Origin of the sequence: Streptomyces sp. R35 (genome assembly GCF_041053035.1) — a bacterium.
Taxonomy (GTDB): Bacteria; Actinomycetota; Actinomycetes; order Streptomycetales; family Streptomycetaceae; genus Streptomyces; species Streptomyces lutosisoli.
On the sequence record NZ_CP163440.1, the window covers coordinates 4028859 to 4042272 of the forward strand.

The 13414-nt window shown below is 72.9% G+C and carries 9 protein-coding genes and 1 tRNA gene; 5 read left to right on the forward strand and 5 right to left on the reverse strand.

Annotated features, from left to right (window positions below):
- Window positions 1–129 precede the first annotated feature (129 nt).
- From AB5J50_RS18450 to AB5J50_RS18460, 3 genes are all read left to right on the forward strand, one after another.
- Complete coding sequence (locus AB5J50_RS18450; protein ID WP_369259408.1) at window positions 130–3411, forward strand: FtsX-like permease family protein; 3282 nt, start codon at window positions 130–132, stop codon at window positions 3409–3411.
- A 1-nt stretch (window position 3412) separates the two neighbouring features.
- A complete protein-coding gene (locus tag AB5J50_RS18455) occupies window positions 3413–6181 on the forward strand; it encodes an FtsX-like permease family protein (protein ID WP_369259410.1) in 2769 nt (922 codons plus the stop codon).
- Between the two features lie 79 nt (window positions 6182–6260).
- Window positions 6261–7232 carry an ABC transporter ATP-binding protein gene (locus AB5J50_RS18460; protein ID WP_369259412.1) on the forward strand — a complete coding sequence of 324 codons (972 nt, stop codon included), beginning with the start codon at window positions 6261–6263 and terminating at the stop codon, window positions 7230–7232.
- A 42-nt stretch (window positions 7233–7274) separates the two neighbouring features.
- Here the strand turns inward: AB5J50_RS18460 and AB5J50_RS18465 are convergent, their stop codons facing one another.
- The 4 genes from AB5J50_RS18465 to AB5J50_RS18480 all read right to left on the reverse strand — a co-directional run bounded on the left by AB5J50_RS18465 (window position 7275) and on the right by AB5J50_RS18480 (window position 10699).
- A complete protein-coding gene (locus tag AB5J50_RS18465) occupies window positions 7275–7976 on the reverse strand; it encodes a hypothetical protein (protein WP_369259414.1) in 702 nt (233 codons plus the stop codon).
- Window positions 7973–8404, reverse strand: a complete 432-nt coding sequence (locus AB5J50_RS18470) for an acyl-CoA thioesterase (RefSeq protein WP_369259416.1) — start codon at window positions 8402–8404, stop codon at window positions 7973–7975. The genes AB5J50_RS18465 and AB5J50_RS18470 overlap by 4 nt, the downstream gene beginning before the upstream one ends.
- 6 nt (window positions 8405–8410) lie before the next feature.
- Window positions 8411–10075 (reverse strand): energy-dependent translational throttle protein EttA, encoded by a 1665-nt coding sequence (ettA, locus tag AB5J50_RS18475; protein ID WP_369259418.1) that lies wholly within the window; start codon window positions 10073–10075, stop codon window positions 8411–8413.
- Between the two features lie 135 nt (window positions 10076–10210).
- Window positions 10211–10699 (reverse strand): hypothetical protein, encoded by a 489-nt coding sequence (locus AB5J50_RS18480; RefSeq protein ID WP_369259420.1) that lies wholly within the window; start codon window positions 10697–10699, stop codon window positions 10211–10213.
- A 254-nt stretch (window positions 10700–10953) separates the two neighbouring features.
- On the opposite strand from AB5J50_RS18480, the gene AB5J50_RS18485 reads away from it, so the two are divergent.
- The gene (locus AB5J50_RS18485; RefSeq protein WP_369259422.1) at window positions 10954–11241 is read left to right on the forward strand and encodes a DUF1876 domain-containing protein; all 288 of its coding nucleotides are present in this window, start codon (window positions 10954–10956) and stop codon (window positions 11239–11241) included.
- Between the two features lie 177 nt (window positions 11242–11418).
- On the opposite strand, the gene AB5J50_RS18490 is transcribed toward AB5J50_RS18485, so the two are convergent.
- Window positions 11419–11491: transfer RNA gene (locus AB5J50_RS18490), tRNA-Arg, on the reverse strand.
- A gap of 310 nt (window positions 11492–11801) precedes the next feature.
- Here AB5J50_RS18490 and AB5J50_RS18495 point away from each other — a divergent pair.
- Window positions 11802–13409 carry a dynamin family protein gene (locus AB5J50_RS18495; protein ID WP_369259424.1) on the forward strand — a complete coding sequence of 536 codons (1608 nt, stop codon included), beginning with the start codon at window positions 11802–11804 and terminating at the stop codon, window positions 13407–13409.
- Window positions 13410–13414 lie beyond the last annotated feature (5 nt).

Consider the following 13414-nt stretch of genomic DNA (forward strand, 5'->3'; position numbering starts at 1 on the left):
GGGCGCCGGATTCCGGTCACAATCCGGTCAAGGCCGTGCCTCAAGCGCTTACCCGCGGGCCGTCTCCTCTGCCAGCATCGCCCGGAGATCCCGTGGCGCGTCGGCCCGGGACGACGGCGGGGGGGCCGGGTGACGGGGTTAGTCCTACTGCGTGCGCGGGCACACCGCCTGCTGCTGGCCGCCGCGCTGCTCACCGTCCTGCTGACGACGGCGGTCCTCGCGACCCTCACGGCGTACTCCGGCGCGATCGGCGACGCCTCCCTGCGGCACGCGCTCCAGGACCCCCGCAACGCCGTCGACACCGCGCTGATCGTCCAGGCCGACGTCTCCGCGGAGCAGCGCGAGGCCGCCGACAGCGCCGTACGCAAGGGAGCCCGGCAGACCTTCGGCGGGTTTCCGGTCACCCTGCGCACCCTGGTCCGCTCGGGCCCGTACGCACTGCCCCGCACCCTCCAGGCGCCCGCCGACCGGGCCGGCGACCCGGACCTCACCCACTTCGCCGCCCTCGACCACACGCAGGTACGGGTCACCGCCGGGCGGCTGCCGCACAGGTCCGGCGCCGCTGTCATCGAGGTCGCGCTGCCCGAGAACGCCGCCGGCCGGCTCGGTCTGAGGCCCGGCGCGCGCCTCACGCTCGTCGACCGGCTCGGCGGCCCGAAGGTGCGTGTGCGGATCACCGGTCTGTACCGGCCCGCCCGGCCCACCGCGCCCTACTGGCAGTTGGACGAGCTGGGTGGCCGCGGGATCAACAAGGTCGACTTCACGACGTACGGGCCGCTGCTCGCCGATCCCGCCGTCCTGACCGGTGGCCGGGTGAGCGCCGGGGAGTCCGCGTGGCTGGCGTCCGCCGACTTCTCGACGCTGACGCCCGGCCGGATCGGCGCCCTGCGGGACGCGGCCCGCGCGGGGCCACGGGGGCTGCGGAAGGCCGCCGCGCTGAGCGGGACGACGGGCCTGGCGACCTCACTGCCCGACGTGCTGGACCGTGTCGAGCGTTCGCTGCTGGTGTCGCGTTCGACGCTGCTGATCGTCGCGTTGCAGCTCGCGCTGCTCGCCGGGTACGCACTGCTCCTCGTCGCCCGGCTGCTGAGTGCCGAACGGACGGGCGAGACGCGGGTGTTGAGGGCGCGCGGTGCTTCACGCGGCCGGGTCGCCGGGCTCGCCGCGCTGGAGGCGCTGCTGCTCGCCGTGCCCGCGGCCCTCTGCGCGCCGCTCCTCGCCGGGCCGTTGACCCGGCTGCTCGCCGGACAGGGCGCACTGGCGAGGATCGGGCTGCGCCTGGACACCTCGGCCGGGCGCGGCGGGGTGTGGCTGGTCGCGGCGGCCGTGGCCCTGGGCTGCGCGCTGGCGGTGACGGTCCCGGCGCTCACGTCCGGCGACACGGCGGAGGGCCGGGCGCGCTCGCTGCCCGCTCCGGTGCGCGCGGGCGCGGACGTCGGACTGCTGGTGATCGCGGGGGTCGCGTACTGGCAGCTGGACCGGCAGACCTCCGGCGCCGTCACCGGCGACCGGTCCGGCACCCTCGGCATCGATCCGCTCCTGGTCTCGGCGCCCGCGCTCGCCCTGCTCGCCGGGACCGTGCTCACCCTGCGGCTGCTGCCGCCGGTGGCCCGGCTCGCCGAACGCCGTGCCGCGAGCGGCCGGGGGCTGCCCGCCGCCCTCGCGGGCTGGCAGCTCAGCCGCCGCCCGATGCGCGGCGCCGGCCCTGTCCTGCTCCTCGTCCTCGCCGTCGCGATGGGCATGCTCGCGATCGGCCAGGGCGCCTCCTGGGACCGCTCGCAGGACGACCAGGCCGACTTCCAGGCCGGTACATCCGTACGCGTACTCGGGGGCGACGACGGCGAGTTGGGCCAGGCCGGCTTCTACGCGGCGCTCCCGCACGTCCGCGCGGCCGCACCCGCCGTCCGTACGGCCCTGCCGCTGTCCGGCAACCGCACCGCGACGGTGCTCGCGCTCGACACCGCCCACGCCGCCGACGGAGTGCTGCTGCGCGACGACCTGGCCGGCCGACCGGTGCGGCCGCTGCTGGCCGGGCTCGCACCGAAGGGGGCGACCACGGGCACGGCGCTCCCGAAGGGCGCCACGCGGCTCGGCATGACGGCGCGGATCCACGGCGGCAAGGACGGCACGACCGCGGACGTGACGGTGACGCTGGAGGACCGCTACGGGACGCCGTACGCGATCCGGCTCGGCCAGCTCCCCGCCGACGGACGGGCGCACCCGCTCGCGCTGGACCTCTCGCCGGCCGCCGGCCCCCTGATCCTCACCGGACTCCAACTGGACATGACCCAGCCCATCGACCAGGCGCAGCACCACCTCTTCTCCGTGGAGGAGTTGACCGCGACCGGCGCCGACGGCACGAAACAGCGGCTGCCGCTGCCCACCGCCTGGAAGGCGGCGTCCCAGACCAACAGCACCTCGGCATCGCCCGACGCCTCCACCCGGCCGACGCCCCCGCAGGTGGAGAAGGCCACGGACAAGGCCCTCGCCGTCCGCTACGGCACCGGCTACGTCCCGCACGATTTCGCCTGGCAGATCACGTCGCTGACGGTCCGCCTGCAAGTCGTCCAGCCGGTGACGGAGGCCACCGCGATCGCGACCGACCGCTTCCTGACGTCGGCGGGCGCCCGGATCGGGCAGCGGATGGACGTGCCGATCGGGGGCGAGACGGTGCCGGTGCGGATCGTCGCGAGCGTACGGGCGCTGCCCACGACCGGGAGCGGGCCTGGCACGGGTGGCGCGTCGGCGAAGACCGGCGGCGCGGTGGCCGACGGTGGTGCGCTGCTGGTCGATCTCCGCTCCGTGAACCGGGTGCTGGAGTCGCGCTACGGGCAGAGTGTCGCGCCCACCGAGTGGTGGCTGCGGACCGCGCCGGGCGACGCGGCGCGGGTCGCGGCGGCCGTGCGGGAGCGGCCCGACATCGAGCCGTCACAGGTCGTCGTGCGCGACGAGATCGCGGACGGGCTGCGCGACGACCCGTTCGGGGCGGGCCCCGAGGCCGCGTTCGCCGCGGCGGCCGTGGTCGCGGCGGCGCTGGCGGCGGTCGGTTTCGCGGTGAGCACGGCCGGGTCGCTGCGGGAGCGCGGCTCCGAGTTCGCGGTGCTGCGGGCGCTGGGTGCGCCGCGCCGCCAGCTGGCCCGGCTGATCGCCGCCGAGCAGGGTGTCCTGGTGGCCCTGGCGCTGGTGGTGGGCGTCGCCCTGGGCGCGGTGCTGACCCGGGCGGTCGTCCCGCTGATCGTCCTGACCTCCGACGCCACCCGGCCCGTCCCGCAGGTCCTGGTCCAGCTCCCGCTGCCGCAGGTCGCGGTGCTGCTGGCCGCGGTGGCCGTGACCCCGCTGGCCATCACGGCCTTCCTGGCGCTGCACCGCCCGGACCCGGCGAGTTCGCTGCGACGACAGGGGGGTGAGTGACATGGCCGGTACGGCTCCGGTGGCTCCATGGGTCCGCACACGGCTGCGCGCCGCGCCCGGAGCGGCGCTCGCCCTGGCCCTGCTCGTCGCGCTGACCGCCGCGCTGGCCGCCGCCTTCCCGCGAGCCGTCGACCGGTACGAGGACGCCGGGCTGCGCAGGCTCCTCGACGATGCCTCGGCCCAGAAGACCACCGTGCAGGTGTACGCCCCGCAGCCGGGCGTCGAACTCCCGCAGGAGCAGCGGGAGAAGGCCCTGCGGGAGGCCGCGCTGCGCACGGCGTACGCGAAGGTGCTGGCCTCGGTCGAACGGCCCCTGGTCGCCGACCGTACGCAGTCCTCGTACGGCGTCCGCACCGCCGATCCCACGGCCGCGCTGGACCGTTGGCTGCCCATGCCGACCGGGCTGCCCGCCCGTATGTCGCTCATCGCGCAGAACGGCCTCGCGGACCACGCCCGGCTCGCCTCGGGGCGTCTGCCGCGCGTGACGGGCACGGTGACCGCGGCGACGGCCGAGGTGGAGGCCGCCGTCACCGCCGAGACAGCCAAGACCCTGCGGATCAAGGTGGGTTCGGTGATCCACCTGCCCGGCATCGAGCGCGCCCCCTTGTCCGTACGGGTCACCGGCATCGTCGTCCCGCGCACGCCCGGGGGCGCCTACTGGACGGCGATGCCCGTGCTGCGCAAGCCCTCCCTGATGGTGCTGCCCACAAATGGCGGCCCGCCGGAAAAGTACTGGCTGGGCGCGCTGCTGCTGCCGCCGGACGCGGCCCCCGCGATGCTCGGCACGCCCGGAAAGCCGGAACGCTACTGGCAGTTGGCGCCCGACGCCTCCGCCCTGGCCGCGCACGACGTGTCCCGTCTGGCCTCCGCGATCGCCGCGCTGGAGTCAGGCCCTGGCCTCGGCCGGGTGCGGGAACGCGTCGACCCGCTGGCCGACGCGACCACGGACCTGGACGACGTACTGAAGTCGTTCACCGAACTGCGTTCCGGCATCGGCCCGTTGGTGGCGGTGGCCGCCTTCGGCACCGGCACGGTCGCCGCCGTCGTCCTGCTGATGGCGGGCGGCCTCGCCGTCGACCGCCGCCGCGCCGAACTGGCCCTGCTGCGTGCCCGCGGCGGTTCCCTGCGAGGCGTCTCGGGGCGTCTGCTCGCCGAGACGGCGGTGGTCGCGCTGCCCGCGGGCGCGCTGGGCCTCGGCGGCGCCCTGCTCGCGGTCCCGGAGGGCCGCCGCTCGTACGCGGTCGCGGCCGCCGTCGCCGTGACGGTCCTGGCCTGCGCCACCCTGCCGGTGCGCGCCGTGCTCGCCCACCGTGCCGTACGCGTCCACGGGGCCCGCGAGGACCTGACATCCGTACGCCCGTCACGGCGCCGTACGGTCGCGGAACTCACGCTGCTGGTACTGGCGTCGGCGGCGGTCGTGGCGCTGCGGCGCCGGGGCGCGTCCGATGCGTCGGGCTCCGCCTCCGGTGACCAACTGGTCGCGCTGGCACCGGTGTTGGTGGGCGTCATCGCGGCCCTGGTGCTGGTCCGGCTCTATCCGCTGCCGCTGCGCCGGCTGTCCCGGCCGGCCGGGCGGCTGCGCGGCGCGGTCACCCCTCTCTCGCTGGCCCGCGCCGGCCGCACCTCCACCTCCACGGTCCTGCCCCTCCTGGCCCTCCTCACCGCCCTCACCACCGCCGCCTTCGGCGGTTCGGTCCTCGCGGGCGTCCACGACGCCCGCGACCGCGCGGCCCTCCTGACCACCGGCGCGGACGCCCGCGTCGAGGCGACCCACGCCCTGCCCTCCACCCTGGCCGAGCGGCTCCGCCGGACTCCGGGCGCGCACGACGTCACGCCGGTGAGCATCGCCTACCAGGCACGGCTGGGCGAGGGCTCGGGCACGGAGGAGGAGACGGTCCCGGTGGCGGGCGTGGATCCGGAGGGATACGCGCGGCTGGCCCGGGGGGTGGGGCTCGGGGGATTCCCGGCGGGAGAGTTGAGGTCACGGGGGTCGGGGCAGGGTTCCGGGGCCGCGCCCCTCCCCGCCGTCGCCTCCCCCGCCGTCGCCGACCGCTACGGCACGCGGCCGTTCGCCGTGCGCATGGAGGACGGCAGTCGGGTCACCGTGCGGATCGCTCTCGTACGGGAGTTGACCCCGGCCGTCTCCGACATGGACTTCCTGATCGTGGACCGGGCCGGACTCGGGACCCGCGCCGCGCGCCCGACCGCGCTGTTCGTGACCGGCGACCACCTCGACGGGGCCGCCCTGCGCAAGGCGTCCGGTGCGGGCGTGACCGTACGGCTGCGGGCGGAGGAGCGGGCGCGGTACGTCGACTCGCCGTTGCAGTCCGGCGCCGAGCGGATCTACACGGCGGCGGTCGCGGCGGGCGCCGGGTACGCCGTACTCGCCCTGCTGCTCTCCCTCATACGCGCCGCCCCCGAGCGCGCCGCGCTTCTCGCCCGCCTCCGCACCATGGGTCTCACCCGCGCCCAGGGCCGCCGCCTCCTCGTCCTGGAGGCCCTGCCCCAGGCCCTGCTCGCGGCGGCGGGCGGCGCGCTCACGGGCTGGGCGACCATCCGTCTGCTCTCCCCCGGCATCGACCTGACGGCCATCGCCCTCGCCACCCACGACTCCACGCCGGGAAGCGCCCGGCTCCGCACGGACACCCTCTCCTTGCTCCTCCCGTCCCTGACCGTCCTCGCCCTCGCGACGGGCATCGCGGCGGCACAGGCGTGGTGGACGGGGAGAAGGGGGTCGGTACGGGAACTGCGGGCGGGGGACGCACGATGAGCGACGCCCGCACAGCCGAGCTCAGTGCCACACCGCGCACCCCTTCGAAGAGCGCCACGAGCGCCACCAGGAGTCGCCCATGACCACCACCGACCCCACCTTCGCCGACCTCGCACACCGCGCCGCCGCCCGCCGGGACCGCCCCGCCTACGGCCACGACGCCCTGATCACCTGTGACCGTCTGGTCCGGATCTTCTCCACGGACGGTGTGGAGGTCCAGGCGCTCCAGGGCCTCGATCTGCTGGTCCGCGAGGGCGAGTTGATGGCGCTGGTGGGTGCGTCGGGCAGCGGCAAGTCGACGCTGATGAACATCCTGGCCGGGCTGGACACCCCCACCGCGGGCGCGGCGAAGGTGGCCGGCCGCGACCTGCTCACGATGGGCGCGAAGGACCGGCTGAGCTACCGCCGCGAGGTCGTCGGCTTCGTCTGGCAGCAGACGTCCCGCAACCTGCTCCCCTACCTGACGGCAGCCCAGAACGTCGCCCTCCCGATGCAGCTGTCCGGCACCGTCCGCAACGGCCGCCGTTCCCGCCGCGCCCAGGCCGAACGCGCCCTGGAACTCCTGGAGTTGCTGGGCATCGCCGACTGCCGGGGCCGCCGCCCGCACCAGATGTCCGGCGGCCAGCAACAACGCGTCGCCATCGCGGTGGCCCTGGCCAACGCCCCCGCCGTCCTGCTCGCCGACGAGCCCACCGGCGAACTCGACTCCCACACCGCCGAGCAGATCTTCGCCGCCTTCCGCACCGCGAACGAACACCTCGGCACCACCATCGTGATCGTCACCCACGACCAGGCGGTCGCCGGCGAGGTCCGCCGTACGGTCGCCATCCGCGACGGCCGCACCTCCACGGAGGTCCTGCGCCGCACCGAGGTCGACGCGGCCACCGGCCAGGAGGCGGTGGTGGCCCGCGAGTACGCGATGCTCGACCGCGCGGGCCGCCTCCAGCTCCCCGCCGAGTACACCGAGGCCCTGGGCATGCGGGACCGCGTGGCGCTGGAACTGGAGCCGGACCACATCGGCGTATGGCCGGACGACAGCGATCACGGGTGATCCACCGCCGTAGCTGCACAGCAATCGCCGGTGTGGGCGGGTTCAGCGCACGCTGACGTCCAGCGCCCCAAGTCCAGCCCTGCGCACGGCGATCGACCCGTACGGCGTACGCAGCCGGAGCCACGCCCCCGAGGAGTACAGCCCCAACGGGCTCTCGCCGGGGGCGTCTTGGCGTACGTCCTCGCCGGCGGTGCGCAGGAATCCAAGCGACTGTGCCGCGTGCGCGGCCCGTACCGGAAGCCCGGTGTCGCCGATCGGCCGGGACCAGATCTCCCGCCCGATCCGGTCGAGTTCGGCACGGGTACGGGCCTCGGGCGCCAACTCCTGTGTACGGGACCGGAATTCGGCGACGGCGGCGGCGACCATCGCGCGTACCGCGTCCGGCGCGGGCAGCCCCGGCTCCGGCTGCCAGCCCCCTCGCGGGGGCAGCACTCCGGCCCACGGCGGCCCGGTGACGGCGGCCGGGACGGCGGCGGTGGCCGCCGACTCGTCGATGGACTCCAGGAGTTCACCGGCGGAGACGGTCACGTCGAGGCTGACGTCGAGCCCGTTCTCGTACGGCTTGGCGAGGCGCGCCGTACGGATGGCGAGCACCTCGAAGGACGGCGGGCGCCCGAAGACCGCGAGCGCCTTGCCGTGCGCCTGGAGGCGCACGGCGGCCGCGCGGTCGTAGTGGATCAGCCGGGAGAGGAAGGCGGCGAGGTCTGCCGCCTCCCCACCGTCGGCGAGGTGCAGAACGGTCATGCCGCGACGGCCTCGTCGGCCTTGTCGTCCCGGTACTCCTCCAGGAACTCCCGTTCCTCGGAGGTGATGCGGCGCGGGCGCTGGGTCTCGAAGTCGAACGGCACTATCACCGTCGAGGCCCGGACGTAGACCACTTCCTTGGCGTCAGCCGCGGCCGGGTCCTTGACCTCGTACCTGATCGTGAACGCCGCCGCCCTGATCTCCGTGATCCACAGCTCGATGTCCACCGGCGCGTGCCGGTGGACCAGCTGCCTCTTGTAGTCGATCTCGTGGCGCGCCACCACAGACCCCTGCTTGAAGTCCTTCTCCGGGCGGAACAGGAAGTCGATGCGCGCCTCCTCCAGATAGCGGAGGAACACCACGTTGTTGATGTGGCCGTACGCGTCCATGTCCGCCCAGCGCAGCGGGCAGCGGTAGATGTGCCGCAAGATCGATCAGCCCCGGGTCAGCTTCTTGTAGGTGGCACGGTGCGGGCGAGCCGCGTCCGGGCCGAGCCGCTCGACCTTGTTCTTCTCGTACGACTCGAAGTTGCCCTCGAACCAGAACCACTTGGAGTCGCCCTCGTACGCGAGGATGTGCGTCGCCACTCGGTCCAGGAACCAGCGGTCGTGGGAGACGACCACGGCCGCACCCGGGAACTCCAGGAGCGCGTTCTCCAGGGAGCCCAGCGTCTCGACGTCGAGGTCGTTGGTCGGCTCGTCGAGGAGCAGCAGGTTGCCGCCCTGCTTGAGGGTCAGCGCCAGGTTGAGGCGGTTGCGCTCACCACCGGAGAGGACGCCGGCCGGCTTCTGCTGGTCCGGGCCCTTGAACCCGAAGGCGGAGACATACGCACGCGACGGCATCTCGACCTGGCCCACATTGATGTAGTCCAGCTCATCGCTGACGACGGCCCACAGGGACTTCTTCGGGTCGATGTTCTCGCGGCTCTGGTCGACGTACGAGATCTTGACGGTCTCGCCGACCTTGATCGAGCCGGAGTCCGGGGTCTCCAGACCCTGGATCATCTTGAAGAGCGTGGTCTTGCCGGCGCCGTTGGGGCCGATGACCCCGACGATGCCGTTGCGCGGCAGCGTGAAGGAGAGATCGTCGATGAGGACCTTCTCGCCGAAGGCCTTGGAGAGGTTGTTGACCTCGACCACGATGGAGCCCAGACGCGGGCCCGGCGGGATCTGGATCTCCTCGAAGTCCAGCTTCCGCATCTTGTCCGCCTCGGCGGCCATCTCCTCGTAGCGCGACAGACGCGCCTTGGACTTGGCCTGACGCCCCTTGGCGTTGGAGCGAACCCACTCAAGCTCTTCCTTGAGCCGCTTGGCGCGCTTGGCGTCCTTCTGCCCCTCGACCTTGAGGCGGGAGGCCTTCTTGTCGAGGTACGTGGAGTAGTTGCCCTCGTAGGGGTGCGCGCGGCCGCGGTCTAGCTCGAGGATCCACTCGGCGACGTTGTCGAGGAAGTACCGGTCGTGGGTGACGGCGACGACGGTGCCGGGGTACTTCGCGAGGTGCTGCTCCAGCCACTGCACGGACTCGGCGTCCAGGTGGTTGGTGGGCTCGTCGAGAAGCAGCAGGTCAGGAGCCTCAAGCAGAAGCTTGCACAGCGCGACGCGGCGACGCTCACCACCGGAGAGGTTGGTGACGGGCCAGTCGCCGGGCGGGCAGCCCAGGGCGTCCATGGCCTGCTCGAGCTGGGTGTCCAGGTCCCACGCGTTGGCGTGGTCCAGGTCCTCCTGAAGCTTGCCCATCTCATCCATGAGCGCGTCCGAGTAGTCGGTCGCCATCAGCTCGGCGACCTCGTTGAACCGGTGCAGCTTGCCCATGATCTCGGCGGCGCCGTCCTGGACGTTCTGCAGAACGGTCTTGGACTCGTCGAGCGGCGGCTCCTGGAGCAGCATGCCGACGCTGTAGCCGGGCGACAGGAAGGCATCGCCGTTGGAGGGCTGCTCAAGGCCCGCCATGATCTTCAGAACGGTGGACTTACCGGCACCGTTCGGCCCGACCACACCGATCTTCGCACCCGGGAGGAAGCTCAAGGTGACGTCGTCGAGGATCACCTTGTCGCCGTGCGCCTTGCGCGTCTTGCGCATGGTGTAAATGAACTCAGCCAAGAGAAACCGTCCGGACGCTTGAAATCGGGAGTGGGCAGATACACCCCATCTTGCCTGACGGCTACCCCTGGGGGGAAACCCGTTCGGACGAGCCCCCCGCGACCTGCCCGTTCACGAGCGGACCCACGCCCCCGTTCACGAGCGGCCCACGCCCTGTGCGTCCTCAGGCCCTCCGGAACATCTCCGGAACAGATATACGCCGATGATCTTCCCCTTGATCGCCACCCGCTGCCCCGACCTGAGCCACTTGTTCCGGGACTCCTCGCCGAGCTGGACGTAGACGTACTGGGCGGTGTGCAGGGCCCAGCCCTCGTCCTCGATCCGCGACAGCAGGTCGCTCCTCGGGGCCCGCAGCACACCGGCAGGCTCGGCCTTGGTCCGCGCCACAGAGGGCACCCCGAGGTCGAGCGCTGTGCCGCTGTATGGATCCAGGCTGCCGACGCTCCGCTGGTCGACCTCGGCCTCGAACCACCCGTCGCCGCGCTCAAAGGCGCCGCGTGCCGCTTCAACGATCACTGTCTGCGCGGCCCGCACACGCGCGTCCCAGTCCGGACCGGCTTCGAGTCCCTCACCCGCCATCACAAGGCCGTCCTGCCGACTCTGCCAGCGCTCCTGCATCCCCATGCGTGCCCCCACCCCATGTGCCCCACCCGCTGATCCACTCACGCCGAGACCAGACGCAAGGACCGGGGAGACACCGCCCTTCGCACCGAACGAACAGGCGCCCTCTCGCACCAGGCAGCCGGACGAAAGCCCCCTTGGTCAGGTAACCATCCCGTCACTCCTAGTCGCCGTCGGCCGCGAGCTCGGCCGCCACCTCGTGCGCGGGCGCCCGAGGGAGCACACTCGTACTAGGGGCCGGGGCTCCGGAGGTGATCATGATGACGCAGACACAGGCACGGACCACGGTCGGATGGCACGTAGAGATGGAATTCGAGGAGGACGACCATCGCACCCGCGCCGCCGCCCTCCTACGACTCCCCGACGGGAACGAAGTACGCGCCCACGGGTACGCCAGCCGCCACCCCTCCGACTCGAATCAGCCAAGAGTCGGCGAGGAGGTCGCGGGCGCGAGGGCGCTGAACGAGTTGGCGATGCAGCTGCTGACCAAGGCGCACGACGAGATCGACGAGGCGTCGGGCCGGACGTCGCGCCCACTGACCTGACTCGACGGGACACGGGCTGAGAACACGGGCAAGTCAACGGAATGCAGGAGGACGACGACGATCAGGTCCGACACCTGGGACCGGGCCGTCCCGGCACATGACGCGCCGGAGAACCAGCGGCACGACACGCCGGGGAACCAACAAAAAGCCCTCCCATAGGGAGGGTGGGGAGTTTTGCGCCCCCGGCAGGACTCGAACCTGCGGCCAAGCGCTTAGAAGGCGCCTGCTCTATCCACTGAGCTACGGGGGCCGGGTGTGGTGGCCTGTGTCCTGGTGCCCGGGTGCGGGCTGATCCCTGACCTTGCCGGGGACAAGGATAGGGCTCCCGTGTCCCTGTCCCCCGTGCTTCGCCTCCGTGGCTCGATGTGGAGGTTCAGTGAAGCGGTCCTGATAATCGCAGGCGGGTACGAATCGTGCACCGCTTTTGGCGTCTCGCGCATCGGGTGTTGTGCACTCGTTATGCCTGCGCCCCAGTCATCCCTTCCGCCCCGTGTGTCCTGTCGGCGCGCAGGCATACCCATATGCTTCAGAAAGCCACCAAAATTGGGCATTCTTCGCATGTGGTGACCTTGGACGTACGGCCTCAGCTGCTCGACGCACTCTCCGCCCTGCGCGACCGTGTCGCCGCCGCACGCTTCCCGCTGCCCCTGGCGGGGGCTCCACGCGCGCGTGCCAACCGCGACGAACTGCTCGCACAACTCGACGACTATCTGGTGCCCCGGTTGAGAGAACCCGAAGCACCGCTCCTCGCCGTCATCGGGGGGTCCACCGGCGCCGGCAAGTCGACCCTCGTCAACTCCCTTGTGGGACACCGGGTCAGCGAGGCGGGCGTGCTGCGGCCGACAACCCGTACGCCGGTGCTGGTGTGCCATCCGGAGGACCATCACTGGTTCAGCGGGATGCGGGTGCTGCCCGACTTCACGCGCGTGTGGGTGCCCCATCAGGAGCCCGGCGACGACCTGTCCGCCCTCGCCGAACACGGGGGGCGGGTACTGCGCGTCGAGACCGCCGACACGCTCCCCCGCGGCCTCGCCCTCCTCGACGCGCCCGACATCGACTCCCTGGTCGCCGACAACCGCGTACTCGCCGCCGAGCTGATCTGTGCGGCCGACATCTGGGTGATGGTGACCACGGCGGCCCGGTACGCCGACGCCGTGCCGTGGCATCTGCTGCGTACGGCCAAGGAGCACAAGGCGACCCTGGTCACCGTCCTGGACCGGGTGCCCCACCAGGTGGTGTCCGAGGTCTCGCGGCAGTACGGCGCCCTGCTCGCCAAGGCCGGCCTCGGCGAGGTGCCCCGCTTCACCGTGCCCGAGCTGCCCGAGTCCGCGTGGGGCGGCGGCCTGCTGCCCGCCACCGCCGTCGCGCCCCTGCGTACCTGGCTCACGCACCAGGCGCAGGACGCGGGCGCCCGGCACCAGGCGATGGCCCGCACGGCCTACGGAGTCCTCGACTCGCTGAAGGCGCGGATGCCCGAGCTGGCCAGCGCCGCCGCCGCGCAGTACGCCGCCGCGCTGCGGCTCACCGCCGCCGTCGAAGGGGCGTACGACAGCGAGCACGCGCGCGCGAAGAGGCGTCTGCAGGCCGGGGCCGTGCTCTCCGGGGACGCGCTCAAGCGGTGGCGCGCCTATCCCCTCGACTGCGGAGCCGACGAACTGCTCGACGCGCTCGTCGAGAGCCTGGGCGCCCTGCTGCTGTGCGCGGTCACCGCGGCCGACGAGCGCGTGGACGAGGCATGGCGCCGGGAACCCGCCGCGGGCGCCGCGGCACTGACGGACCGTGATCCGACGCTGGAGAGCGCCGAGCACCGGATCGGGATGGCCGTACGGCGCTGGCGGCGCGTCCTGGAGGAGCATGCCGAGGACGAAGTACGCGCCCTCGACAAGAGCGTCGCGCCCGACCCCGAAGTGGTCGCCGCGCTGGTGGCCACCGCCCTCCTGGGCGGCCGCCGGGCGCGGACGGCGGGCGAGGGGCTCGCCGAGCGGATCGGGGCGCATGGTGCGCTGCGGTTGCGCGACCGGGGCGGGCGGCTGCTCACGGACTACCTCGGCAAGGCCCTGAACACGGAGCGCGAACGCCGTCTCGCGCCCCTCGACGCGCTCGACGTCCATCCAGAACCCCAGGCCGAACTCATCGCCGCGCTGTCCGTACTGCAGAAGGAGAGGTGACCGCG

Excerpts from the sequence above, each read along its gene's own strand:
- AB5J50_RS18455 (WP_369259410.1), top strand. The coding sequence starts at position 3,413 with ATGGCCGGTACGGCTCCGGTGGCTCCATGGGTCCGCACACGGCTGCGC.
- AB5J50_RS18460 (WP_369259412.1), top strand. The coding sequence starts at position 6,261 with ATGACCACCACCGACCCCACCTTCGCCGACCTCGCACACCGCGCCGCC.
- AB5J50_RS18465 (WP_369259414.1), bottom strand. The coding sequence starts at position 7,976 with ATGACCGTTCTGCACCTCGCCGACGGTGGGGAGGCGGCAGACCTCGCC.
- AB5J50_RS18480 (WP_369259420.1), bottom strand. The coding sequence starts at position 10,699 with ATGGGGATGCAGGAGCGCTGGCAGAGTCGGCAGGACGGCCTTGTGATG.
- AB5J50_RS18485 (WP_369259422.1), top strand. The coding sequence starts at position 10,954 with ATGATGACGCAGACACAGGCACGGACCACGGTCGGATGGCACGTAGAG.